Consider the following 21,399-nt stretch of genomic DNA (forward strand, 5'->3'; position numbering starts at 1 on the left):
CACCGCCGTCCGGGTCGCTCCCCGTGTCCTACGACTCGACGAGCGCCCGTGCGTAGTTCGCCATCGACCGCTGGTAGCGCGGCAGATGGGGAGCGAGGGCGCCGAGGACCAGGGACAGGCCCTCGCGGTCGCGGCCGAGGCTCGACAGACACAGGGCGAGCGTGGCGCGGACGGCGTCGTCGAGTTCGTCGGACGGGGCGTCCAGTTCGGGGGTGAGCAGCGCGACGCCCTCCTCGGCGTGCCCGGTGTTGCGCAGGGAGCTGGAGAGCTGGATCTTGGCGCGGCGGGCCCGGTAGCCGGTCAGCCCCAGGTCGAGCGCCTCCCGGTAGAGCGGTACGGCGCGGCCGCTGTGCCCGGTCGAGTCCCAGGCGCAGGCCCGTTCGAAGGGGCGCAGGGGGCTCGCCTCGGGCAGTTCGGCGACGAGGTCGTCGATCACGGCCCGGAAGTCGGCGGCCCGTGCCTGCGGATAGCGGTCGAGGGTGGCCCAGGCGGCCGATACGCGCCTTTCCCAGTCGTGGTTCACCGGCTCACTCTCGCACGTGTGTGCCGGCCCGGCAGCGTATTTTGAGCGGACCGTGCGCGGGAGCCGTATCCAGGACGAGGCTCACGCAGGGAGGACAGATGAAGGTGACCCGACCGATCCTCGCGGCGGCGACCGCCGCGGCGGCGCTGGTGCTGGCGGGGTGCGCGTCCGCAAGCTCCGGGAAGGCCGAGGTGGCCGTGCCCACGGCGGCGACCGGCAGCCTGGAGCACCTGGCCGCCGAGGTGGACTGCACGCCCAATATGCAGACGGACGCCGACGAACTCCGCCAGGCGATCTGCAAGACCTCCGCGGGAAAGTTCCTGCTGCTGACCTTCGCCACCGACCGGGGCCAGCGCGAGTGGCTCAACGGTGCCAAGGACTACGGCGGTCACTATCTGGTCGGCCGCAAGTGGGTGGCCGTGGGCGAGGAGACCAGCACGGTGACCACGCTGCGCAAGACGCTCGGCGGCGACGTCGAGGAGGGCACGGACCACGCGGCGCACTCCGGTCACTGAGCATGCGAGAAGGCCGGCGGTGAGGAATCCTCACCGCCGGCCTTCTCCGTTGCCGGCCTGCTCAGCCGCCGGCGACTGCCGGCGGCTCCTGAGCGGCTACTGGCACTTCTTGCCGGTGTTGATGCAGTTGACCATCTGGTTCATCGTGTTCTTGGAGAAGAAGTTGATGAAGTCGTTGTGGTCGGTGATCGGCTTGTGCAGGTTCTCCGGGAAGCTGTCGACCGCGTAGGCGTTCTTCACGACGCCGTTCTGGATCGACGGCCGGGCGACGTTGTAGACCAGCCGCACCTGGAGCTGCGGGATCGCCTTGAAGCCGTTGGCGCAGGTGCCGTTCGCCTGGACGAAGGACACGTGCGTGCGGTGGTTGGCGGAGTCGATGTTCTGACCGTCCCAGCAGCTCTGGAAGAAGGTCGTGCGCACCACCTGGCTGCCCTGCGGGCAGATCGGGTACTTGTCGTGCAGCTGGACCTTGTTCTCGAAGCCCGTGCAGGACCAGTTCACGTTGGCGTTGGCGTTGCCGTTGACGAAGGCCTTCGCGTCACCGGTGATGATGCGCAGCGCGGTCGGCATCGCGACGACCTGGCTCCTCTTGTTGCCGACGAACTTCAGCTGGGCCTGGGCCGGCTGGAGGATCTTGCCGACGTTGCCCTCCTTGCCACCGCCGTCCGCGTTCTGGTCGAAGTCCTGCGTGCCGTCCTGCGTGCGCAGCACCGGCCAGAAGTAGGACGACTTGTCGCCCTGGTTCTGGCAGCTCGTCTGGGCCGCCGCCAGCTCCTGGTCGCTCGCGAACGCGTCGTTGGACTGGTTGCCGACGTAGTCGTGCAGGTGGTGGGCGCCGTTGCTGACACCGGGGGCCACGATCACGTTGTCCGTGTTGTGGTTGTCGTTGCCGTTGGTGCCGCACTTGGTGGTGAAGGTGCCGCGCGAACCGGAGTTGCCGTTGGCGGCGAAGCCGTTGGCGCCGACGCCGATGGTCGCGTTCTGCTGGACCTTCGTGATGTCCACGAAGTCCGCCGCGGTCGGGCCGTTGCCGCCCTGGCCGTTGGCGCCCGCCTGCTGCTGGCCGCCGTTGTTCTGCTGACCGCCGTTGTTGTTCTGCTGACCGCCGTTGTTGTTCTGCTGGCCGCCGTTGTTCTGCTGGCCGCCGTTCTGCTGGTTGTTGCCGCCGGTGCCCTGGCCCGCGTTGGTGTTGGCGTTGGCCGCCTGCGTGGTGCACGCCGCGAGCTGGCTGAGCTGGGTGTTGAACTGGCCGCCGACCCGCTGGATGTCGATGCGGATCCGGTCGATCGTGGCCGCCCGCTTCTCCTTCAGGGGGCCGACGATCGCGTTCTGCACGAACCCGGCGTCGTTCGCCTGCGCCTGACGGGTGGAGGCGAGCCGGGCGTAGGCCTCGGTGATCTGCTTGTCGAGGTTCGCCAGCTCGGTGGCGACGCCCTGCTTGGCCTTCTCCGGCACGTTCGTCAGCTTCTGCCCCACGTCCGGGCAGGAGATGGTGGCGACCTGTCCCGCCGCGGCGGCGGCCTTGGTCGTGTTCTGGCCCGAGTTGCCGGACTCGTGGGCCGAAGCGTAGAAGTTCGCCCAGATCAGCCCGCCCCCGCCGAGCGCTAGGGCCGCCGATGCTGCCACGGCCTTCGTGGCCATCGACGAACGGCGTTTACGAATGTTGCGTCCCATGGAACTCCTCTGACTTCCTTGGCGGGGTCGCATCGAGGCGCCCGACAGGAGTGAAGCTGCCCCCTCCCTTACGCATCCCGTCCCAGAGGTGTTCAGCGGTCTCAGAAATTGATGAGAGGTCCGTACGACAAACCGTCCCCAACGTCACCGCACTCCACGGTAGTTGGCCCCCTACCGGACCCGGTCCAGATAGGCCAGCACCGCCAGTACCCTGCGGTTGTCGTCGTCGGAGACCTCCAAACCGAGCTTCACGAAAATATTCGCGGTGTGCTTGGCGACGGCCCGCTCGGTGACGACCATTTTGCCGGCGATCGCCGCGTTCGACCGGCCCTGGGCCATCAGCTCCAGAACCTCCCGTTCGCGGGGAGTGAGCCGCTCCACCGGGCCCTGTCCGTCGCCCGAACGGCGGGCCAGCAACTGCTGGATCACCTGCGGGTCCATCGCCGTACCGCCCGCCGCGACCCGCCGTACGGCGTCCACGAACTGCTCCGCGTCGAACACCCGGTCCTTCAGCAGATAGCCGACCCCGCCGCTGCCGTCGGCGAGCAGCTCGCGCGCGTACAACTGCTCCACGTGCTGGGACAGGACCAGCACCGGCAGACCCGGGGTACGGCGGCGGGCGGCGAGCGCGCACTGCAAACCCTCGTCGGTGTGCGTCGGCGGAAGCCGGACGTCGACCACGGCGACGTCCGGCTCCAGTTCGGCGAGGGCCCGCTCCAGCTCGGGCCCGCTCTCGACGGCGGCGGCGATCTCGAAGTCGTACGCCTCCAGCAGCCGCACCAGTCCGTCGCGCAGCAGGAACAGGTCTTCGGCTAGGACAACACGCAAGGAATCTCCATGGTCACCATGGTGGGACCGCCCGCCGGTGAGCTGACGGCCAGGACGCCGTCGAATGTACCCAGCCGCCGCTCCACCCCGGCCAGACCCGAGCCCGCCCCGATCACCGCGCCGCCGCCGCCGTTGTCGGTGACGGAGATCCGCAGCCGGCCGTCCGCGTGGTGCAGGTCGGCCCAGATCCGGTCGGCGCCGGAGTGCTTGACCGCGTTGGTGAGGACCTCGCTGACCGCGAAGTACGCGGCGGACTCCACCGGCGCCTCGACCCGCCCGGGCAGCTCCACCACCACCTCCGTCGCCACCGGCAGCCGCAGCGCCAACGCCCGTACGGCGTCGCCCAGTCCGCGCTCGGCCAGCACCGGCGGATGGATCCCCCGCACCAGGTCCCGCAGTTCGGCGAGGGCCTCGGCGGACGACTGCCGGGCCTGCGCCAGAAGCCGCTTGGCCTTCTCGGGATCCTTGTCCAGGAGCAGCTCGACCGTGCCGAGGTCCATGCCCATGGCCACCAGTCGTGCCTGCGCCCCGTCGTGCAGATCCCGCTCGATGCGCCGCAGTTCGGCGGCCGAGGTGTCCACGGCGTCGCGCCGGGTGTCCGTCAACACCTTGACCCGCTCGGCCAGTTCGGCCTGGCTCGGGGTGAGGAGACCGCGGGTGAGCCGGAAGTGGACACCGAGGGCGCTCACGGCGTACCGGTCGGCGACGACCAGCAGCAGGACGGCGAGCGCGCCCGCCCCGAACGCGGTCGTCCAGTCGTCTACCGGCACGAAGGCGTACCAGTAGGGGCCGCCCGACCCGTCCGTCACCGCCCGCCACAGCCCCGCCGCCAGGGCGAGCCCCTCCACCGGGTAGAGGACCAGGACGACCGGCAGCAGCGCGGTCACCAGCCCCGCCACCGTGTCCGCCATCAGCCAGCGCAGGTCCCGCCAGGTCGCCGGGTCCCGCAGCAGCGCGTAGGTGCGCGCCGCCGGGTTGGCGGTCCGCGGGAGCGGCCGGTACGCGACGGGGATGTGCATCCCGCACCATCGCTGCGCGAGATCACGCCGGTTGTCGGCGAGGGCCCGGGCGGCCCTCAGCACCCAGGGGGTGGTGACGAGACCCACGCCGACGGGGATCAGCGCCAGGGAGACGAGGGCCAGACAGTAGACCACCACCGTCCAGGGCCACACCGCCAGGGCCAGCACGAGCCCCCGTACGGCGGCGAGCACCATCTCCCGTGTCCGCGAACCGCGCCGGCCGCTCTTCGTGTCGGTGTTCATGCCGCAAGTCTGTCCGAGCCCGCGGAGGGGGTCACTGGGCCGGGGCCCCCGCTCAGGGGGTGGTGCCAGGTACACCTCCCGCCCCGGCCAGCACCCGTGCCTCCACCGCCGGATCCAGCCCCTTCACCGCGCGGTCGGAGCGGTGCGGCGCCGTCCCGCCGATCGAGCACAGCCACTGCCAGGTGTCGGCGACGGTCTCCTCGACGGGGCGGCAGGACAGCCCGGTCGCCACCGCCCGCGAGACGTCGGCGGCGTGCAGCGCGTCGTGCATGTCGGTGCCCGGCGGCACCCACACCGGAAGCTGCACCCAGGGCTCGATGCCCGCGTCGAGGACGGTCTCCGGCGCCGTCCAGCGCAGTCGGGCGTCGGAACCGGTGGCGCGCACGCACGCCTCCAGGAACTCGCCCATGGTGGCGTGCCCTTGAGGGCTCATCAGGTTGTACGGCCCGCTCAGCCCGCGCTCCACCGCCCCCAGGATCCACGCGGCGAGGTCGCGGGCGTCGACGTACTGCAGGGGGAGGTCCCGGGGCCCGGGGGCGAGGACCGGGCCGCCGCGTGCGATCCGGCCCAGCCACCAGGGCAGCCGTCCGACGTTCTCGTACGGGCCGAGGATCAGCCCGGCCCGTACCAGAACGGAGTCCTGCGTGCCGAAGGCGTCGACGGCGGCCAGCTCACCGCCCCGCTTGTCGCGGCGGTAGTCGGTCGAGTCGGCGTCGGGCGCGGCGCCCTCGACCACGGGCGCCTCCTCCGTGTACCCGGCGGGCGGGGCCCAGGTGTAGACGGAGCAGCTCGACACGTACACATAGCGGCCGGCGCGACCCCGCAGCAGCCGCGCCGCCTCGTGCACCGGGCGGGGCGCCGACGACCACGTGTCGACGACGGCGTCCCACGTCCCCTCCGCCAGGGCGGCGAGGCCGCCGGGCGCGGTGCGGTCGCCGGTCAGCACCCGCACCCCCGGGGCGGGGGTGTGCCGCCCCCGGTTCAGGACCGTCACGTCCCAGCCGCGCCCGAGGGCCGCCTCCACGACGGCCCGTCCCACGAACTCCGTCCCGCCCAGCACCAGAAGTCTCATGCCGGTGACTGTGCCCGGCCGGGCCCCGGGACGGAACCGTTCTTTGCCGAGGGCAGAGCGTCAGCGGCCGGTCGGCGGGGTGTACTTGTAGCCGACGCGGCGCACGGTCTGGATGGTGCCGCGGTGCTCGACGCCCAGCTTGCGGCGCAGCCGGGCGACATGGACGTCGACCGTACGGCCGTCGCCGACATGGCCGTACCCCCACACCGTGGTGACGAGCTGGTCGCGTGTGTGCACCCGGTTCGGATGCGCCACGAGATGGGCGAGCAGCTCGAACTCCAGGTAGGTGAGGTCAAGTTCACGCCCGTCGACCGCGGCGGTGCGCTGCACGGCGTCGATGCGCACGAGAGGGTTGCCCGGGGCGGTCTGCGGCGCGGCCGTCGTGACCGGCACCGGCTGGAACGGCTGCTGCTGGTCCGCCGGGATCAGCACCAGATAGCCGACCATCGCGGGCCGGCCCGGCAGGTCGGGCAGGCTGTGCTGCGGGGCGGGCAGCCAGGTGGCGCCGGGCGGCAGCAGGTCCGCCACATCGGCCACCTCGTCGGGGCCGACGGCCCGCAGCCGGTGCCGGGGCGCGTTCTGGACGGGGGCGGGGAGCGTGGCGGTGGAGAGGGAACGGGTGGTCGCCATGAGAGGTCAGCTCTTTTCGCGCGAGAAGTTCGTCGGGGAGGACGACGGCCGCGATTCGTGGTCGGGCTCGCCGAGGGACGTACGTCGTGCGCGCTGGCCGAAGGCCGGGGTGTACGGCTTTAGAGGGCCTGCGCGTTCGTCGCGCGGCAACACACCCGGTCGAAGTCGTGGTGCTGACGGGAAGGCCAGAAGGGCTCGAGGTCATGGCGACCCGTCGCGGTGTACTTCTGGAAGCTGGCCATGGCCCCATTGAAGCAGACACACGCCCGCAACAGGAGCCTCCTCTCACAGCTTGGACGCTTTCCTTGACGCGAAGTTGACGTCGGCCGACCACCCGGCGGTCATGAGCAGGGTGCGCACGGCGTCCCGGACGGCCGGGTCCGGGTGCGGCCCGCCGTCGTCGGGGAGCGCGGCCCACGCGACCCGGCGCGCGCCGTCCGCGGCGCGCCGCAGCGGCTGAAGGGCGAGCCGGGCCAGGTGCGGTACGGCGGGCGCGCTCGCCGGGTAGCCGGTCCCCCTGTGGCACAGCGAGGAGACCAGCTCGTCCCTCGCCCGCTCACGGACCCCGGCGTCGGCGGACTCCAGGTCCCGCGGCAGGCCGGGGACGTCCTCCGTCGGGCCGTACGCGTGCTCCAGCCCCGCCCGGTCGATCTCCACGCGGCGCACGACAAACGCAAGGGGCGCCCCGCCGGATCGGCGGGGCGCCCTTCGCGAGGCCACGGGAGGGATCAGACCTGGCCGGCCTTCTCCAGGGCGGCGCAGCAGGTGTCCACCAGGAGACGGGTCACCGTGTACGGGTCGACGTTGGCGTTCGGGCGGCGGTCCTCGATGTAGCCCTTGCCGTCCTTCTCGACCTGCCACGGGATACGGACCGAGGCGCCGCGGTTGGAGACACCGTAGGAGTACTCGTTCCACGGGGCGGTCTCGTGCAGACCGGTCAGACGGTCGTCGATGCCGGCGCCGTAGTTCTTGACGTGGTCGAGCGGCTTGGAGCCCTCACCGAGCGACTCGCACGCGGTGATGATCGCGTCGTAGCCCTCGCGCATCGCCTTGGTGGAGAAGTTGGTGTGCGCGCCGGCGCCGTTCCAGTCGCCCTTGACCGGCTTGGGGTCGAGGGTGGCGGAGATGCCGAAGTCCTCGGCGGTGCGGTAGAGCAGCCAGCGGGCGACCCAGAGCTGGTCCGAGACCTCGAGCGGGGCGAGCGGGCCGACCTGGAACTCCCACTGGCCGGGCATGACCTCGGCGTTGATGCCGGAGATGCCGAGACCGGCGGCCAGACAGTTCTCCAGGTGGGCCTCGACGACCTCACGGCCGAAGATCTCGTCGGCGCCGACACCGCAGTAGTAGCCGCCCTGCGGAGCCGGGAAGCCGCCCTTCGGGAAGCCGAGCGGGTAGCCGTCCTGGAAGAAGGTGTACTCCTGCTCGATGCCGAAGATCGGCTCCTGCGAGCCGTACTTCGCCTCGACCTCGACGAGCGCGGCACGGGTGTTGGACTCGTGCGGCGTCATGTCGATGTTGAGGACCTCGCACAGGACGAGGACGTCGTCGCCGCCGCGGATCGGGTCGGGGCAGGTGAAGACCGGCTTCAGCACACGGTCCGAGGAGTGGCCCTCGGCCTGGTTCGTGGAGGACCCGTCGAAGCCCCAGATCGGCAGCGCGTCCAGACCGGCGGGCTCATCCGTGATGATCTTGGTCTTGGAGCGGAGCTTCGCCGTCGGCTGGGTGCCGTCGATCCAGATGTACTCAGCCTTGAAGGTCACGGGCCACTTCCTTCGGGGGTGTGTCTGACGCACTTGCGGGTGCTGTGCTGCTGCGGCGCTGCGGCACTGGGGCGCCGTCGGTGTTGACCGGCAGCCTGTCAACAGGCGATTTCCCGATCATTGCTCGCATGTGAACCCCGTGTTACCTGGTGGTTCTGTGGCACGACTCACCGTGTGAACGCCATCGGAAGCCGCGCCGAGCTGTGTACGACGGTGTCCTCCATGTCTGCGCCCGGGGCGTCGCGGGCCCTGGGCGCACGGCGGGTCCCGCTGTTCGTGGCCGCGAACAGCGGGACCCGTGACCCGTACGAGGTGGCCGCCCGGGCGGGCGAGCGGCCGCGGCACGGGGGAGACCGCCGTCCTGCCGGACGTGTCCTCCCACCTGCCGCCGCTCGCCGCGCCCTCCGGAGCGGGCCGCCGCCTCAGCTCCTCTCCGTGCGCCCGGACCTCACCCCACCTTCTCGATCACGGCCCGGCGGATCAGGAACTTGCCGGGCTCACGGACCTGCTCGAAAGCCGCGTTGTTCAGCAGCACACAGCTGCCGGAGACCGAGGTCACCTGGACGGTGATGGACTTGTTGTTGTCCAGGTTGGTGACCTTCAGCTTCGTACCCGCCGGGAACTGGTTGCTGGACGCCGCCGGGGCGCCCGCCTCACCGGAGAGGGTGACGGTGGAGCCGTTGCAGACTTGCTGCCCGGAGGCGGCACCGCCGTTGCCGGCGTTCCCCGCGTTCCCGGTGTTCCCCGCGTTTCCGTTGTTGGCCGCGGGGGTCGAGGCCGCCTGCGAGGGCTGGGTGGGCTGCGTCGCCTGGGAGTCCTGAGCCGACTCCCCAACGGCGCACCCCGACGCCTTCTGCTGGACCTTGATCTGCGCGATGACCGCCTCGCGGTTGGCGATCCGGGCCGCCGACTGCGCGTCCGGGGCGGCCCGTTGGCCGTCGATGAACTTCTGGTTGTTGCCGAGGGCGGTGGCGAGCCCCTGACAGACGGTCGAGTTCGCCGCGGACAGCGTCTGTGCCTTCTGGGGCGACTGGGCGGCGTTCGAGGTGTTCGCCAGGGCGATGGCACCACCGCCCGCCACCGCGGCCGCGCTGACGAACAGCGCGATCTTCTTCTTCGTGCCGAGACTTCTCCTGCGCGACATGCGCGCCTCCTGAAGAGGTGGGGGAGCGTACGCCGCTATGTACGAGATCCCGAACGAAGTTACTCAAGGGTCGCCGGAGTCATCTGAAGTGGCGCGCGTCACAGGCCGCTCCCCGTCCGCCCCTCCTCGTACGCCACGACCCTGTCGTTCACATGCCGCAGCAACCCCTCGGTCTCGGCGGTGAGTTCGGCCTCCCCGGTCTCCTTGCCGTCCCCCCACTGCCCGTTGGCGAACACCACCGAGCGGACCGTCATCACCCGGCGGAAGACCCCGGCCGACCCCGGCGGCACGGTGGGCAGCCCCGCCTTCGGGGGCGGGTCCAGGGAGACGACCTGATACGTCACCGGGTCCGTCGAGGCCATCATGAACACCCGCGAGGCGTCCTCGACCCGCGCGAAACTCAGCACGGTGACCGTGATCTGCGAGAGCCGGTCGGCGTCCGTGAACAGGGCCGCCGTCAGCCGGGAGCACTCCGCGCCCTGCTCGATCAGCTCGGCCAGCTCCGGGGACGTGCCCCGGGTGCAGTCGGTCGTGGTGGCCAGGTCCACGCGCGTGTACCGGGAGCCGTCCGACAGCCGGACGCTCGGGGCGGGGAAGGCCTGCTCCGGCCGGATCACCGGCCGGGCGAGCAGCGAGGGGAGGGAACCGGGCGCGTCCGAGGGCAGCGTGACGCCGACGGAGGGCACGCCCGCGCCGGGGGCCGCCGTGTCCGAGGCTCCGGTGGCGGCGGACACCGCCGCGGGGCGCCCGTCGTCCCCGCCCCCAGCCATCGCCGCCCCGGCCGCGATCGCCCCCACGAGGACGACACCCGCCCCGACCCCCACGGCCCGCCGCGCCCGCCGCCGACGTATCAACTCCTGCCCGGCCACGAAGCGGCCGTACGGATCCTGCGGCGCGTACGGGTTCTGTGGCGCGTGCGGGGCCTGCGGGCTGTTCTGCCGGGCGCAAGGGTCCTGCGGGGCGTGCGGCGTTCCTTGATCACCGAAGGTCATGGCCGCGGAGGGTAACAGCGGTACCGGCCCCGACTCCCGCGCGCGGACGAACCGGCGCCCAGCCGACTAACGGGACAGAGCGTCCCGTACGGCCTCCTCCGTGCGCGCCACCACGGCCGTGCCGTCCTCCGCGGTGATGATCGGCCGCTGGATCAGCCGGGGGTGCCCGGCGAGCGCCGCGATCCAGCGCTCGCGCGACGCGGCGTCCCGCGCCCACTCCTTCAGCCCCAGCTCCTTGGCCTCGGCCTCCTGGGTCCGTGTGATGTCCCACGGCTCAAGACCGAGCCGGTCCAGCACCCCCCTGATCTCCTCCTCGCTCGGCACGTCCTCCAGATACCGGCGAACGGTGTAGTCGGCGCCCTCGGCATCGAGCAAGGTCAACGCGCTCCGGCACTTGGAACAGGCCGGATTGATCCAAATCTCCATGAACCCCACGTTACCCCGGTAGCTCTGTTCGAATTTTCCGTGTCTCGCGTGTGTCTCGTGGAGCGGCTGTGGCGTGGCGTCAATTTCCGCGCTCACCTGGGGATTTGATGGGGTGTGCGGACTGCTGAATGTCAGTGGGGGGCCGTAGAATGGATGCAGTGTTCGAGAGTTCCGCCGGAGATCCCGGTGGGGCTCCGACCGCGACAGGAGGATGCCCGTGCCCGCTGCCGCTCTGAAGCCGAAGCCGTTGCCGACCCAGTCCACCGCCAAGCGATCCGTCCAGCTCGACCTGCCCTATGTGCCCGTGGCGAAGCGGCCGTTGCCGGCCGGACGGCCCCGGGACTGGTACGTGGCGCACAACCGCCGGCTCAAGGCGATGCGCCTCGCCATCGCGCTGCTCGACCTCGGCGTCTACCTGCCGAACCAGGCCCGCAACGAGAAGATCCGCAGCACGGCGGAGCTGATCGGCGTCCACCCCCCGTCGGACACGACGTGCCACATGGTCAGGGCGTTCCTGCGCTACAACCGGTGAGCGGGCCCGCCGGGTGCCGTCCGTACGGACCGCACCCGGCGTCGCCCTCACCCCACCAGCTCCTTCTCCACCGGCGTCCGGAACCGCGGCGTCACCCGCGCCCCGCCCAGCCACGCCCCCAGCCGCTCCGCCTCCGCGGCCACCGCGGCCTCCGCCTCCCGGCCGGGCCCCTCCCCGGCGAGGAACCGCCAGACGATCTCCCCGTCGGCGCGCTGCGCCCAGCCCCCCACCACCCGGCCGTCCCACCACACCGTCGGCCCGATGTTGCCGCTTCTGTCGAACAGGGCGGGCCGCAGCTCCGGCGCCAGATACCAGTCCCGGCCCTGCCAGCCCATCGCCGTCGGATCGAGCGAGGGCAGCAGCGCCGCCCAGGGCTCCTTCGGCGCCGCCACCGGAGCGACGTCCCCCTCGACGACGTACCCCGTGCCCTCGTCGACCGTCACCGCCTGCGCGCCGATCGCCTTCAGCGCCCGCCGGACGTCGGTCACCTTCCACCCCGTCCACCACTTCAGATCCGCCTCGGTGGCCGGACCGCACACCGCGAGCCAGCGGCGCAGCAGCTCGGCCTGGGCATCCGCGACGTCCAGTTCCGGATGGGCCGGGGCGAGGGCCCAGCAGAACTGGCTCGACGTCCAGGAGCCCAGCGGGCGCCCCCGGACCACCTTGCCCTCCACCCCCAGCAGCCGCAGCAGCCGCGTGGAGACCGTGTGGATCCCCTCGTAGCTCTTCCCCGCCGCGTACGCGAACTGCTCCCGCAGCCGGGGTTCCTCCCGCGCCAGCTCGGTGGCCGTCGCCTGCCCCAGCCGCCCCAGCGCGGCCAGCGTCGACTCCTCGACCTCCTTCAGCCAGGCCGCGTCGGGGGCGCCCGCCTTCGCCATGTCGTTCACCAGCGCGGTCCGCGTGCGGGCGGCGACCGCCAGCCCCGTCGAGGCGTGCACGACGGCCGTCAGCTCCGTGGGGAACACGAACACCGTGTTGCGCATGCCGTGCATCCGCACGAGCGTCCGGTCCTCGTACAGCGCCCGCTCCGTCGCCGCCACCGGCCCCGCCGGGTCCGCCAGCCGGGCCCCTACCGCGAGATACACCGTCGCCGGATCCGTACCGTGCAGCGCGACGAGGGACTCGGCCACCGCCTCGGGCGTCGCGGCCCGCCCCGCCGCGGTCAGCCGGTGCCGCGAGGCCAGCCGCGCCCGCCGCTCCGCCCCGCCGATGTACCGCACACCCTCACCCATCCCCGACCTCCACCCGTCGAACCGTTCCCTGCCCGCATCCTCCCCGACCCCACTGACAAACACCCCCGACCCCCCACCCCGGCCCGTCACCCATTTGCCGGACCCGGCATGCACACCTCCTTCACTCGTCCTTCACTGCGAACAAAGGCTTGACGGCGGTGTGTTCGAGGCGGGAGGCCGACGTGACGCGGAGACCAGGCGGATGAGCACCCCCGGTGCGCTCGGCGCGCCCGAGGAGCGGGCCCGGCGCGGCAAGGAGGCCCGTAAGCGGGTCCCCCGCTCCGCGCACGCCGGCTGGCTGGCGCCGGTCGACCGGGCCGACCCCGTCGCCGTCCTGGAACGGCAGGGCCGGGACCGGCTGCCCGAGCTGCTGCCCGTGCGCTACGGGAGGATGGCCGCCTCCCCCTTCGCCTTCCTGCGCGGCGCCGCCGCCGTGATGGCCGCCGACCTCGCCGCCCGGCCGCACACCGGGCTGACCGTCCAGCTCTGCGGCGACGCCCATCTGCTCAACTTCGGGCTGTACGCCTCCCCGGAGCGGGCGCTGCTGTTCGACCTGAACGACTTCGACGAGACGTTCCCCGGCCCCTTCGAATGGGACGTGCAACGGCTCGCCGCCTCCGTCGCCGTGGCCGCCCGCGAGAACGGCCACGCCGAGCCCAGAGCGCGCGGCGCCACCGTGGAGGCCGTCGCCGCCTACCGCACCGCGATGCAGCGGCTCGCCCGGCTCGGCGAACTCGACGTCTGGTACGAACGCATCGACGCCGACAGCCTCCTGCCCCTGCTGCGCTCCGCCCGCCACCGCCGGCGCGCCGAGGCCAGCCTCACCCGGGCCCGCCGCCGCACCAGCCTCCAGGCCCTCGGCAAACTCACCGAACTCGTCGACGGACGCCACCGCATCATCCACGACCCGCCGCTCCTCGAACCCGCCGGCGTCTCCGACTCCGCCGCCCTGCGCAAGATCTTCAGCGACTACCGCTCCACCCTCTCCGAGGAACGCCGGCTGCTCCTCGACCGCTACCGCTACGTCGACGCCGCCCGCAAGGTCGTCGGCGTCGGCAGCGTCGGCCTGCGCTGCTTCATCGTCCTGCTCTCCGGGCGCGACGCCGAGGACCCGCTGTTCCTCCAGATCAAGGAGGCCCGTGCCTCCGTCCTGGAGGCGCATCTGCCGAGCGGGCCGTACACCCACCCCGGCCACCGGGTCGTCGCCGGACAACGGCTCCTGCAGGCGGCCAGTGACATCTTCCTCGGCTGGATGACCGGCCCCCAGGGCCGCGCCTACTACTGGCGCCAGCTCCGCGACATGAAGGGCTCCGCCGACGTCGCCGGGATGAGCCCCGCCGCCCTCACGGCGTACGCCCGGCTCTGCGGCACCGCCCTGGCCCGCGCCCACGCCCGCTCCGGCGACCGGATCGCCATCGCCGGCTACCTCGGCTCCGGCGACACCTTCGACCACGCGATCGCCGACTTCGCCCTCGCCTACGCCGACCGGACCACCGCCGACCACGCGGTGCTGCGCGCGGCGATCGCGGCGGGGGTGGTGACGGCCGCGCCCGACGTGTGAGGTCGGCCCCGGGGCCATACGAAAAAGGAGATGCACGGTGCGTGACGGTCTCCCTACGCTGAACGACATGGGCACCATCATCCTCACCGGGACCTTCGTCCTGGTCGTCCTGGGATTCGGAAACCCCGTCTACTGGCTCGCCGCCGTCGCCCTGCTCTACGTCCACGTGCAGTACGGCCGGGGCACGACGTCGTCCTCGTCCTCCTCGTCCTCCACCCCGGCCCCGGGCCCCGCGCCCACCACCTACAAGGCCTACCGCGCCCGCCGCGACCTCCAGGCCAAGTGGGAGCGCCGCTACGAGCGGGAGCGCGGCAAGTAGGACCGGCTCGCGGGGGAGCGGGGCCTGCTCACAGGCCGGGCGCCCCCCACACCGGGAACCAGCGGCTCAGATCCTGCTCGATGCGCAGATCGTTCGTCAGCGCCGCCTTCACCTGGAGTTCGAGCGCGTTGTCGCGCCGCTGCCCCCGTTCGGGCAGCGGCGCGAACGGATAGAAGGTGCCGCGCTTGTAGAGGTAGACGAGCGCCAGCGACCGGCCGGCCGGGTTCTCGAAGGCGGCGAGGGAACACAGCAACTGCGGTCCGAAGCCGTTGATCTCCATGGCGCTGTTCACCGCGTGCAGATCGTTGACCAGGGCCGAGAGGTCGTCGGGGGAGCGGTGGGAGAGCAGCCAGGAGTAGCCGTAGTCGTCACGCAGGAGCTGGACCGGGGGACCGGTGCGCTCGGTGTCCGCGTCGAGGAGGGCCTGGACCTCGCGGTGCGTCTGTTCGAAGGCCCCGCCCTCCACGGTCGCGAAACAGACGGCGCCCTGCCCGGTCGGTGTGAAGCCGGTCGCCGCCTCCAGTGTCACCGCCGCCGAGGGCAGCGCGAACAACTGATCGAGGTCGGGGGCGACCGGCTTCGTCCGGCCGAGCAGGATGTCCAGCAGCCCCATGCGTCAGCCTGCCTTCCCGGGGGTTGCCGCGTCACCCAGCTCGGCGGAGATCCGCCCGAGCTGGTCGAGCCGCTGCTCCAGGCTCGGGTGGGTGGAGAAGTACTGCTCGATGCCGGGCTCCCTGCCGGTCGCCGGAGTGAAGTAGAAGGCGTTGAAGGCCTGGGCCGTCCGCAGGTCCTTGGTCGGGATCCGGGCGATCTCCCCGGAGACCTTGGTCAGCGCCGACGCCAGCGCCGAGGGCCGCCCGGTGAGCAGCGCGGCCGCCCGGTCCGCCGCCAGCTCCCGGTACCGGGACAGCGCCCTGATCAGCAGGAAGCTGATCGCGTACACGGCCGCCGACACGCCCATCACGGCGGCGAAGATCACGGCGGTGTTCTGGTCCCGGCGCCCGCCGCCGAACAGCTGCGAGTAGAACGCGAACCGCACGATCAGGCCCGCGATCACCCCGAGGAACGACGCGATCGTGATCACGGCGACGTCCTTGTGTGCCACGTGCGACAGCTCGTGCGCGACCACACCCTCCAGCTCGGCCGGCTCCAGCCGCCGCAGCAGCCCCGTCGTCACGCACACCACCGCGTTCTCGGGATTGCGCCCCGTGGCGAACGCGTTCGGCATGTCCATAGCGGACACGGCGACGACCGGCTTCGGCATGTCGGACAGGGCGCACAGCCGGTCCACGACGGCGTGCAGCTCGGGATACTCCTCGCGCTCCACGACCCGCCCGCGCATGGCGAACATCGCGATCCGGTCGGAGAACCAGAACTGCGCGACGAACATGGCCGCCACCAGCACGACCACCAGCAGCCACGACTTCAGCAACACGATCAGCGCGACGACGAACGCGACGTACAGCAGCCCCAGCAGAAACATGGTGACCGTCATCCGCACGGTCAGCCCCCGGTCACTCCGGAAACGGCTCCGCATCTGCATCACCCCGCAGGCAGTCAGGCACTCGCCCCACTGCCAGTGTGCACCCGCGCACTCCCATGAAGCGCTCCTGATCAGACCTAGGAGCAGCAAAGGCTCAGACCGGGACGCCCGCTTCCCACTTCCGCTGCCTCAGCGCATACGCGCTGAACAGATGCCGTGCCCGGTCCAGCAGCCCACCCACCTCCGCCGCCGCCTCGCGCGGCACGTCCCCGCCCGCGTGCCAGCCCTGCACCGACTGCCGGGCCCACGTCCGGATCCGCTCGTCCGGGTCGTCGAGCGCGGTGACCGCGGCCCGCAGCCGTACGATCCCGCCGCGCGCGTCGAGCAGCCGCAACGCGGCGACCCGCACCTGCCGGGGCCACGCGTGGCCGAGCCGCTCCGTCAGCTCCTCCTCGGACACGGCCCCCGCCGACGGCAGCAGCGCCGCGGTCACCTCACGCACCACCGCGGGCGCCGGATCGTCCAGCAACGGCCGCAGCCGTCGTACGTCCGTCACGTCCAGGGTCCGCAGCCCGGCGACGGCCCGCGCCCGCACGCCCGCCGCCGGATGCCCGAGCAGTGCCCACAGCACCTCGGCGTCGGCCCGCTCCCCGCACTCCGCGAGCCCGATCACGGCCCCCGGCGGCAGCCCCCGGGGGTCGGCGCACCGCTCCCGGTACCAGGGGAGGGGATCGCTCCCGCCCTGCCGTACGACATACCGCGCGCAGGCCCGCACCACCGCCGCCCGGTCCGCGAGGAACCCCACGGCCCGCTCGGTCCGCCCGGCCCGGCGCAGGGCCGTGACCCCGGCGGCCCGTACCCGCGGATTGCGCGCCCCGAGCAGCGCGTCGAGTACGTCGTCGTGGGCCTCGTCGTCCGTCACGGCGGCCAGGGCGGCGTCGGCGCACAGCGACTGCACGACCGTGTCGGAGTCCCGGGTGGCCGCACGCGCCAGTTCCAAGGGGGAGAGGAGCCGCTCCTCGACGGCGAGCCGGTACGCGTATCGGCGTACGGCACGGTCGGGGTCCGAGTAGAGGGGGGCCAGGAGCCCGGGCGGGGCCGTGCGCAGCAACCGGTCCGCGAGAGCGGTGGCGAAGTCGCCCCGCCCCCGGCGCCCGATCCGCAGGACCAGCGGCATCAGCCGTACGGCGGTCCGCGCGTCGAGCGCCTCCGCGAGCCGCCGCCGGGCGGCCTCGCGCACCTGCGGCACCCAGTCGGAGCAGCGCACGACCACCAGCGGCAGCAGCCCCGGGTGGTCGGCGACCCCGTCGAGGGCCGTCTGCCGGATCCTGCCGTCCCCGTGGCACAGCGCGAGCGCGAGCTGGGACGCGGTGAGGGGCTGCGCACGCCGAAGGACGGCGGTCAGACCGCCGGCCCGGTTGCGGCGAACGGTGGCGAGAAGCGCCCGTCCGCCCTCGGTGACCGCCCAGGGGTGCAGCCATACGCCGTCGTCCGCGTACCAGACGCTCTGCCGGACGCCCGCGTCGAGCGCGATCCAGGCCCCGGGGTCGTCACCGGGCAGCACCGCGCCGACCGACTCCCCCCGGGCGAGCCGCACCGCCGCCGTCTCCCCGTCTCCCCTCGCCCCCGTGGTGATCGTGCTCATGGCTAGTAGGGCGCCTGGAACCGCGTCCAGCCCAGCAGCAGGATCACCGCCGCCACACATCCGAGCACGATCGTCGTGGACACCCACGACGAGCGCCGCGGCCCGCCACGCTCCGGCTCCCCCCGGAACGGCACCGGCTCCGGCGGATTCTCCTTCCACCGGGCGGCCAGCATCCGGGCTCGCGCCGAGGGCTCCTTGTGCTCGGCCCGGTCGGCCCACCGGAGGTCGAACTCCGGCTGGTCGTCGTCCTCTTCGGACATCCCCGTATCCCCCTGTTGCCCGGTCTCGAACGGCAGTGCCAGAAACCATACGACGGCGCCCCCGTCCCGGGAAACCGGAAACGGGGGCGCCGAGCAGACCGTACGGCTACGGGCCGATCACACGTCGAAGTAGAGCTCGAACTCGTGCGGGTGCGGGCGCAGCTGCAGCGGGGCGATCTCGTTCGCGCGCTTGTAGTCGATCCACGTCTCGATCAGGTCGGACGTGAAGACGTCACCGGCGAGCAGGAACTCGTGGTCGCGCTCGAGGGAGTCGAGGACGGCCGGGAGGGAGGTCGGGACCTGCGGGACGCCCGCGTGCTCCTCGGGGGCGAGCTCGTAGAGGTCCTTGTCGATCGGCTCGGCCGGCTCGATCTTGTTCTTGATGCCGTCGAGGCCCGCGAGGAGCAGGGCCGAGAAGGCGAGGTAGGGGTTGCCGGAGGAGTCGGGCGCGCGGAACTCCACGCGCTTGGCCTTCGGGTTGGAGCCCGTGATCGGGATACGCATGGCCGCGGAGCGGTTGCGCTGCGAGTACACCAGGTTGACCGGGGCCTCGAAGCCGGGGACCAGGCGGTGGTACGAGTTCACCGTGGGGTTGGTGAACGCGAGCAGCGACGGGGCGTGCTTGAGGATGCCACCGATGTAGTAGCGGGCGGTGTCCGACAGACCCGCGTAGCCGGCCTCGTCGTAGAACAGCGGGGAGCCGTTGCTCCACAGCGACTGGTGGACGTGCATGCCCGAGCCGTTGTCGCCGAAGATCGGCTTCGGCATGAAGGTCGCGGTCTTGCCGTTGCGCCAGGCCACGTTCTTCACGATGTACTTGAAGAGCTGGAGGTCGTCGGCCGCGGCGAGCAGCGTGTTGAACTTGTAGTTGATCTCGGCCTGGCCGGCGGTGCCCACCTCGTGGTGCTGGCGCTCGACCTGGAGGCCGGAGGCGGCCAGCTCCAGGGAGATCTCGGCCCGCAGGTCGGCGAAGTGGTCGACCGGCGGGGTCGGGAAGTAACCGCCCTTGTAGCGGACCTTGTAACCACGGTTGTCCTCGAGGGCACCGGTGTTCCAGGCGCCGGCCTCGGAGTCGATGTGGTAGAAGGACTCGTTCTCCGAGGTCTTGAAGCGCACGCTGTCGAAGACGTAGAACTCGGCCTCGGGACCGAAGTAGGCGGTGTCGGCGATACCGGTCGACGCCAGGTACGCCTCCGCCTTCTTCGCCACGTTGCGCGGGTCACGGGAGTACTGCTCGCCCGTGATCGGGTCGTGGATGAAGAAGTTGATGTTGAGGGTCTTGTCCCGGCGGAAGGGGTCCACCCGCGCGGTCGACAGGTCGGCACGCAGGGCCATGTCGGACTCGTGGATGGCCTGGAAGCCGCGGATCGACGAACCGTCGAACGCCAGCTCCTCGTCCGGGTCGAACGCCTCGACGGGCAGCGAGAAGTGCTGCATGACGCCCGGCAGGTCGCAGAAGCGGACGTCGACGAACTTGACGTCCTCGTCCGCGATGAACTTCTTGGCCTCGTCGGCGTTCTGGAACATCCAGCTCCTCCTACTCCCGGCCGTCGAGCCGGGGTGGTAGTTCGTTCGTGCGGCCAGTGCGGTGGCACACGCTGCTTCCGACCCTAGGGACGCGTGATTTCTCCGGCGTGACCCATTTGTTTCGCACAAGTTAACCGGACTCCGTCCGAATCACCCACCTGTCCGTATCGCGAAACGAGGGCAGTACCGTGGACGCGTGGACAAGAGGGATGCAATCGGATCGTGGCTCTCGGGACCCCGCGCGGCCGCGGAGGAAGCCGGTGTCGACTTCGGATACAGGGGCCAACAACTCGGTCTGCCGGAGGAGGGGCCGGGCTCGATCGCCCGTCCCGGCCGGCGGCTCGGCGCCCTGGCCGTGGACTGGGGACTGTGCCTGCTGATCGCATACAGCTTGATCACCGACGGCTACACCCCCTCCACCAGCAACTGGACCCTGCTGGTGTTCCTGGTGGTGAGCCTGCTCACGGTGAGCACGCTGGGCTTCACCCCGGGCAAGCGGATCTTCGGCCTGCGGGTGGTGTCCCTGGCGACCGGCACGGTCGACCCCCTGCGCGCGGCGATCCGCACGGTCCTGCTCTGTCTCGCCCTTCCGGCCCTCGTCTGGGACCGCGACGGCCGCGGCCTGCACGACCGGCTGGCCCGCACGGTCGAGGTGCGGATCTGACGTCTCCTGGCATACAAGAGGGGGGCGCCCGGTGATCACCGGGCGCCCCCCTCTTGTATGCCAGGAGACGTCAGCGGGCCTTCGGGCCGCCCTTGGGCAGGCGCATCCCCTTGGGCATGGGCCCCTTCGGGAGCGGCATGTTGCTCATCAGGTCGCCCATGGCGCGCAGCCGGTCGTTCGTCGCGGTGACCTGCGGGCCGGTGAGGACGCGCGGGTACTTCAGCAGGGTGGTCCGCAGCTTCTTCAGCTCGGTCTGGCCCTCGCCCGTGCCGACGATCACGTCGTGCACCGGGACGTCCGCGACGATGCGGTTCATCTTCTTCTTCTCGGCGGCCAGGAGGCTCTTCACGCGGTTCGGGTTGCCCTCGGCGACCAGCACGATGCCGGCCTTGCCGACGGCGCGGTGCACCACGTCCTGGCTGCGGTTCATCGCCACCGCGGGGGTCGTCGTCCAGCCGCGGCCGATGTTGTCGAGCACGGCCGCCGCGGCGCCCGGCTGGCCGTCCATCTGGCCGAACGCGGCCCGCTCGGCCCGTCGGCCGAACACGATCGCCGTCCCGAGGAAGGCGAGCAGGAAACCGAGGATGCCCAGGTAAACCGGGTGGCCGATCAGGAAACCGATCGCGAGAAAGACACCGAGGATGAGGATGAAGACACCCGCGAGCACCAGACCGATCGTCTTGTCGGCCCTGCGGGTCATCTTGTACGTCAGGGCGATCTGCTTCAGTCGCCCGGCATTCGCGGCGTCCGCCGCGCTGTCACTTCTCGCCATGCCACGAAGTCTACGTGGCCCCGGAAGTGCCGACGACGGCAGTGTCCGGGAGGGGAGGGGTGGAGATCCGCGGGGTGGCGCGGTGGGGCGGGGTGTGGGGTGGGGAGTGAGGGGCCGGTGGGTCAGGAGGTGCGGGCGGAGGTGACCGCTTCGAGGACACGCTGTGCCTCGACCCGGTCCTTGGCGCGACGGCGGTCCTCCAGCACGGAGGTCCAGGCGTTGCGGCGGGCGGTGCGCTGTCCGCTGCTCAGGAGCAGCGACTCGACGGCGCGCAGGGCGGTGGTGAAGGACGGGATCGCGGTGGCGCGAACGGGCGCGGCCTGCATGGGAAAGTCCCCCTCGGGGCGGGTGGCGGGGTGTTCTACGTGGTGTGATACCAGCGTCACTGTTTGGTGTTACCAGGGCGTGACCGACCGGTCAAACGCCAGTGAAGCCTTGATGTGGGGCGTTCGGCGAGCGGGGAACGCGGACGCGGTCCCGACCGGGGCCCTCATCTGCGAGGACGGTCGGAACCGCGTCGATTCGGCCGTTACTGGCCAGTAGCACCTTGTGCGCGAGTTCACACGCTTGTCCGGCGC

At 71.6% G+C, this 21,399-nt stretch carries 25 protein-coding genes; 5 read left to right on the plus strand and 20 right to left on the minus strand.

Going from position 1 to position 21,399, the window contains the following annotated elements:
- Window positions 1–28: 28 nt before the first annotated feature.
- A complete protein-coding gene (locus OG852_RS34810; RefSeq protein WP_133909957.1) occupies window positions 29–523 on the minus strand; it encodes a tetratricopeptide repeat protein in 495 nt (164 codons plus the stop codon).
- Between the two features lie 98 nt (window positions 524–621).
- Here OG852_RS34810 and OG852_RS34815 point away from each other — a divergent pair, with 98 nt between their 5' ends.
- The gene (locus tag OG852_RS34815; protein ID WP_133909958.1) at window positions 622–1,038 is read left to right on the plus strand and encodes a hypothetical protein; all 417 of its coding nucleotides are present in this window, start codon (window positions 622–624) and stop codon (window positions 1,036–1,038) included.
- 96 nt (window positions 1,039–1,134) lie between these two features.
- On the opposite strand, the gene OG852_RS34820 is transcribed toward OG852_RS34815, so the two are convergent.
- The 11 genes from OG852_RS34820 to OG852_RS34870 all read right to left on the minus strand — a co-directional run bounded on the left by OG852_RS34820 (window position 1,135) and on the right by OG852_RS34870 (window position 10,826).
- Window positions 1,135–2,712, minus strand: coding sequence for a DUF1996 domain-containing protein (locus tag OG852_RS34820; protein ID WP_330350016.1), 1,578 nt, complete (start codon window positions 2,710–2,712; stop codon window positions 1,135–1,137).
- Window positions 2,713–2,883: 171 nt separating this feature from the next.
- On the minus strand, window positions 2,884–3,540 hold the full coding sequence (locus OG852_RS34825; protein ID WP_133909960.1) for a LuxR C-terminal-related transcriptional regulator: 657 nt from the start codon (window positions 3,538–3,540) through the stop codon (window positions 2,884–2,886).
- Window positions 3,525–4,802 carry a sensor histidine kinase gene (locus tag OG852_RS34830; RefSeq protein ID WP_133909961.1) on the minus strand — a complete coding sequence of 426 codons (1,278 nt, stop codon included), beginning with the start codon at window positions 4,800–4,802 and terminating at the stop codon, window positions 3,525–3,527. Before OG852_RS34830 ends, OG852_RS34825 begins: the two co-directional genes overlap by 16 nt.
- Before the next feature lie 52 nt (window positions 4,803–4,854).
- Window positions 4,855–5,874 carry an NAD-dependent epimerase/dehydratase family protein gene (locus tag OG852_RS34835; protein ID WP_330350017.1) on the minus strand — a complete coding sequence of 340 codons (1,020 nt, stop codon included), beginning with the start codon at window positions 5,872–5,874 and terminating at the stop codon, window positions 4,855–4,857.
- A gap of 60 nt (window positions 5,875–5,934) precedes the next feature.
- Window positions 5,935–6,504 (minus strand): winged helix-turn-helix domain-containing protein, encoded by a 570-nt coding sequence (locus tag OG852_RS34840; RefSeq protein ID WP_133909963.1) that lies wholly within the window; start codon window positions 6,502–6,504, stop codon window positions 5,935–5,937.
- A gap of 119 nt (window positions 6,505–6,623) precedes the next feature.
- Window positions 6,624–6,746, minus strand: a complete 123-nt coding sequence (locus OG852_RS34845; protein ID WP_330350018.1) for a hypothetical protein — start codon at window positions 6,744–6,746, stop codon at window positions 6,624–6,626.
- 43 nt (window positions 6,747–6,789) lie between these two features.
- Entirely contained in the window at window positions 6,790–7,161 is a 372-nt protein-coding gene (locus OG852_RS34850; protein WP_330350019.1) for a hypothetical protein, read from the minus strand.
- 71 nt (window positions 7,162–7,232) lie between these two features.
- Window positions 7,233–8,264 (minus strand): glutamine synthetase, encoded by a 1,032-nt coding sequence (glnII, locus tag OG852_RS34855; RefSeq protein ID WP_133909965.1) that lies wholly within the window; start codon window positions 8,262–8,264, stop codon window positions 7,233–7,235.
- Between the two features lie 448 nt (window positions 8,265–8,712).
- Window positions 8,713–9,408 carry a hypothetical protein gene (locus OG852_RS34860; protein ID WP_330350020.1) on the minus strand — a complete coding sequence of 232 codons (696 nt, stop codon included), beginning with the start codon at window positions 9,406–9,408 and terminating at the stop codon, window positions 8,713–8,715.
- Window positions 9,409–9,506: 98 nt separating this feature from the next.
- The gene (locus OG852_RS34865) at window positions 9,507–10,400 is read right to left on the minus strand and encodes a hypothetical protein (RefSeq protein ID WP_330350021.1); all 894 of its coding nucleotides are present in this window, start codon (window positions 10,398–10,400) and stop codon (window positions 9,507–9,509) included.
- A 66-nt stretch (window positions 10,401–10,466) separates the two neighbouring features.
- Window positions 10,467–10,826, minus strand: coding sequence for an arsenate reductase family protein (locus tag OG852_RS34870; protein ID WP_133909967.1), 360 nt, complete (start codon window positions 10,824–10,826; stop codon window positions 10,467–10,469).
- Between the two features lie 217 nt (window positions 10,827–11,043).
- Here OG852_RS34870 and OG852_RS34875 point away from each other — a divergent pair, with 217 nt between their 5' ends.
- The gene (locus OG852_RS34875) at window positions 11,044–11,358 is read left to right on the plus strand and encodes a hypothetical protein (RefSeq protein WP_133909968.1); all 315 of its coding nucleotides are present in this window, start codon (window positions 11,044–11,046) and stop codon (window positions 11,356–11,358) included.
- 47 nt (window positions 11,359–11,405) lie between these two features.
- Here the strand turns inward: OG852_RS34875 and OG852_RS34880 are convergent, their stop codons facing one another.
- Window positions 11,406–12,590, minus strand: coding sequence for a winged helix DNA-binding domain-containing protein (locus OG852_RS34880; RefSeq protein ID WP_133909969.1), 1,185 nt, complete (start codon window positions 12,588–12,590; stop codon window positions 11,406–11,408).
- A gap of 202 nt (window positions 12,591–12,792) precedes the next feature.
- On the opposite strand from OG852_RS34880, the gene OG852_RS34885 reads away from it, so the two are divergent.
- Complete coding sequence (locus tag OG852_RS34885) at window positions 12,793–14,151, plus strand: DUF2252 domain-containing protein (RefSeq protein ID WP_330350022.1); 1,359 nt, start codon at window positions 12,793–12,795, stop codon at window positions 14,149–14,151.
- A gap of 67 nt (window positions 14,152–14,218) precedes the next feature.
- A complete protein-coding gene (locus OG852_RS34890) occupies window positions 14,219–14,470 on the plus strand; it encodes a hypothetical protein (RefSeq protein ID WP_133909971.1) in 252 nt (83 codons plus the stop codon).
- Window positions 14,471–14,498: 28 nt separating this feature from the next.
- Here OG852_RS34890 and pspAB read toward each other — a convergent pair whose 3' ends face one another.
- The 5 genes from pspAB to glnA all read right to left on the minus strand — a co-directional run bounded on the left by pspAB (window position 14,499) and on the right by glnA (window position 19,385).
- Window positions 14,499–15,083, minus strand: a complete 585-nt coding sequence (pspAB, locus tag OG852_RS34895; RefSeq protein ID WP_330350023.1) for a PspA-associated protein PspAB — start codon at window positions 15,081–15,083, stop codon at window positions 14,499–14,501.
- Window positions 15,084–15,086: 3 nt separating this feature from the next.
- Complete coding sequence (gene htpX, locus OG852_RS34900; RefSeq protein ID WP_133909973.1) at window positions 15,087–16,007, minus strand: zinc metalloprotease HtpX; 921 nt, start codon at window positions 16,005–16,007, stop codon at window positions 15,087–15,089.
- A 100-nt stretch (window positions 16,008–16,107) separates the two neighbouring features.
- Window positions 16,108–17,598, minus strand: a complete 1,491-nt coding sequence (locus OG852_RS34905; protein WP_133909974.1) for a hypothetical protein — start codon at window positions 17,596–17,598, stop codon at window positions 16,108–16,110.
- 2 nt (window positions 17,599–17,600) lie between these two features.
- Window positions 17,601–17,858: an SCO2583/SCO2584 N-terminal domain-containing protein gene (locus OG852_RS34910; protein WP_330350024.1), complete on the minus strand. Its 258-nt coding sequence runs from the start codon at window positions 17,856–17,858 to the stop codon at window positions 17,601–17,603.
- A gap of 117 nt (window positions 17,859–17,975) precedes the next feature.
- Window positions 17,976–19,385, minus strand: coding sequence for a type I glutamate--ammonia ligase (glnA, locus tag OG852_RS34915; RefSeq protein ID WP_133909976.1), 1,410 nt, complete (start codon window positions 19,383–19,385; stop codon window positions 17,976–17,978).
- A gap of 196 nt (window positions 19,386–19,581) precedes the next feature.
- On the opposite strand from glnA, the gene OG852_RS34920 reads away from it, so the two are divergent.
- Complete coding sequence (locus OG852_RS34920) at window positions 19,582–20,049, plus strand: RDD family protein (protein ID WP_133909977.1); 468 nt, start codon at window positions 19,582–19,584, stop codon at window positions 20,047–20,049.
- 70 nt (window positions 20,050–20,119) lie between these two features.
- On the opposite strand, the gene OG852_RS34925 is transcribed toward OG852_RS34920, so the two are convergent.
- Window positions 20,120–20,821, minus strand: coding sequence for a DUF4191 domain-containing protein (locus OG852_RS34925; RefSeq protein ID WP_133909978.1), 702 nt, complete (start codon window positions 20,819–20,821; stop codon window positions 20,120–20,122).
- A 122-nt stretch (window positions 20,822–20,943) separates the two neighbouring features.
- On the minus strand, window positions 20,944–21,147 hold the full coding sequence (locus OG852_RS34930; protein ID WP_067245807.1) for an SCO2195 family GlnR-regulated protein: 204 nt from the start codon (window positions 21,145–21,147) through the stop codon (window positions 20,944–20,946).
- Window positions 21,148–21,399 lie beyond the last annotated feature (252 nt).

The organism is Streptomyces sp. NBC_00582, from assembly GCF_036345155.1.
GTDB lineage: Bacteria > Actinomycetota > Actinomycetes > Streptomycetales > Streptomycetaceae > Streptomyces.

Bases quoted from the DNA above. Each gene is read 5' to 3' on its own strand.
- OG852_RS34815 (WP_133909958.1), top strand. From the start codon at position 622: ATGAAGGTGACCCGACCGATCCTCGCGGCGGCGACCGCCGCGGCGGCG.
- OG852_RS34820 (WP_330350016.1), bottom strand. From the start codon at position 2,712: ATGGGACGCAACATTCGTAAACGCCGTTCGTCGATGGCCACGAAGGCC.
- OG852_RS34830 (WP_133909961.1), bottom strand. From the start codon at position 4,802: ATGAACACCGACACGAAGAGCGGCCGGCGCGGTTCGCGGACACGGGAG.
- OG852_RS34835 (WP_330350017.1), bottom strand. From the start codon at position 5,874: ATGAGACTTCTGGTGCTGGGCGGGACGGAGTTCGTGGGACGGGCCGTC.
- OG852_RS34840 (WP_133909963.1), bottom strand. From the start codon at position 6,504: ATGGCGACCACCCGTTCCCTCTCCACCGCCACGCTCCCCGCCCCCGTC.
- OG852_RS34845 (WP_330350018.1), bottom strand. From the start codon at position 6,746: ATGGCCAGCTTCCAGAAGTACACCGCGACGGGTCGCCATGACCTCGAG.
- OG852_RS34860 (WP_330350020.1), bottom strand. From the start codon at position 9,408: ATGTCGCGCAGGAGAAGTCTCGGCACGAAGAAGAAGATCGCGCTGTTC.
- OG852_RS34865 (WP_330350021.1), bottom strand. From the start codon at position 10,400: ATGACCTTCGGTGATCAAGGAACGCCGCACGCCCCGCAGGACCCTTGC.
- OG852_RS34870 (WP_133909967.1), bottom strand. From the start codon at position 10,826: ATGGAGATTTGGATCAATCCGGCCTGTTCCAAGTGCCGGAGCGCGTTG.
- OG852_RS34880 (WP_133909969.1), bottom strand. From the start codon at position 12,590: ATGGGTGAGGGTGTGCGGTACATCGGCGGGGCGGAGCGGCGGGCGCGG.
- OG852_RS34885 (WP_330350022.1), top strand. From the start codon at position 12,793: ATGAGCACCCCCGGTGCGCTCGGCGCGCCCGAGGAGCGGGCCCGGCGC.
- OG852_RS34890 (WP_133909971.1), top strand. From the start codon at position 14,219: ATGGGCACCATCATCCTCACCGGGACCTTCGTCCTGGTCGTCCTGGGA.
- pspAB (WP_330350023.1), bottom strand. From the start codon at position 15,083: ATGGGGCTGCTGGACATCCTGCTCGGCCGGACGAAGCCGGTCGCCCCC.
- htpX (WP_133909973.1), bottom strand. From the start codon at position 16,007: ATGCGGAGCCGTTTCCGGAGTGACCGGGGGCTGACCGTGCGGATGACG.
- OG852_RS34905 (WP_133909974.1), bottom strand. From the start codon at position 17,598: ATGAGCACGATCACCACGGGGGCGAGGGGAGACGGGGAGACGGCGGCG.
- OG852_RS34910 (WP_330350024.1), bottom strand. From the start codon at position 17,858: ATGTCCGAAGAGGACGACGACCAGCCGGAGTTCGACCTCCGGTGGGCC.
- glnA (WP_133909976.1), bottom strand. From the start codon at position 19,385: ATGTTCCAGAACGCCGACGAGGCCAAGAAGTTCATCGCGGACGAGGAC.
- OG852_RS34925 (WP_133909978.1), bottom strand. From the start codon at position 20,821: ATGGCGAGAAGTGACAGCGCGGCGGACGCCGCGAATGCCGGGCGACTG.
- OG852_RS34930 (WP_067245807.1), bottom strand. From the start codon at position 21,147: ATGCAGGCCGCGCCCGTTCGCGCCACCGCGATCCCGTCCTTCACCACC.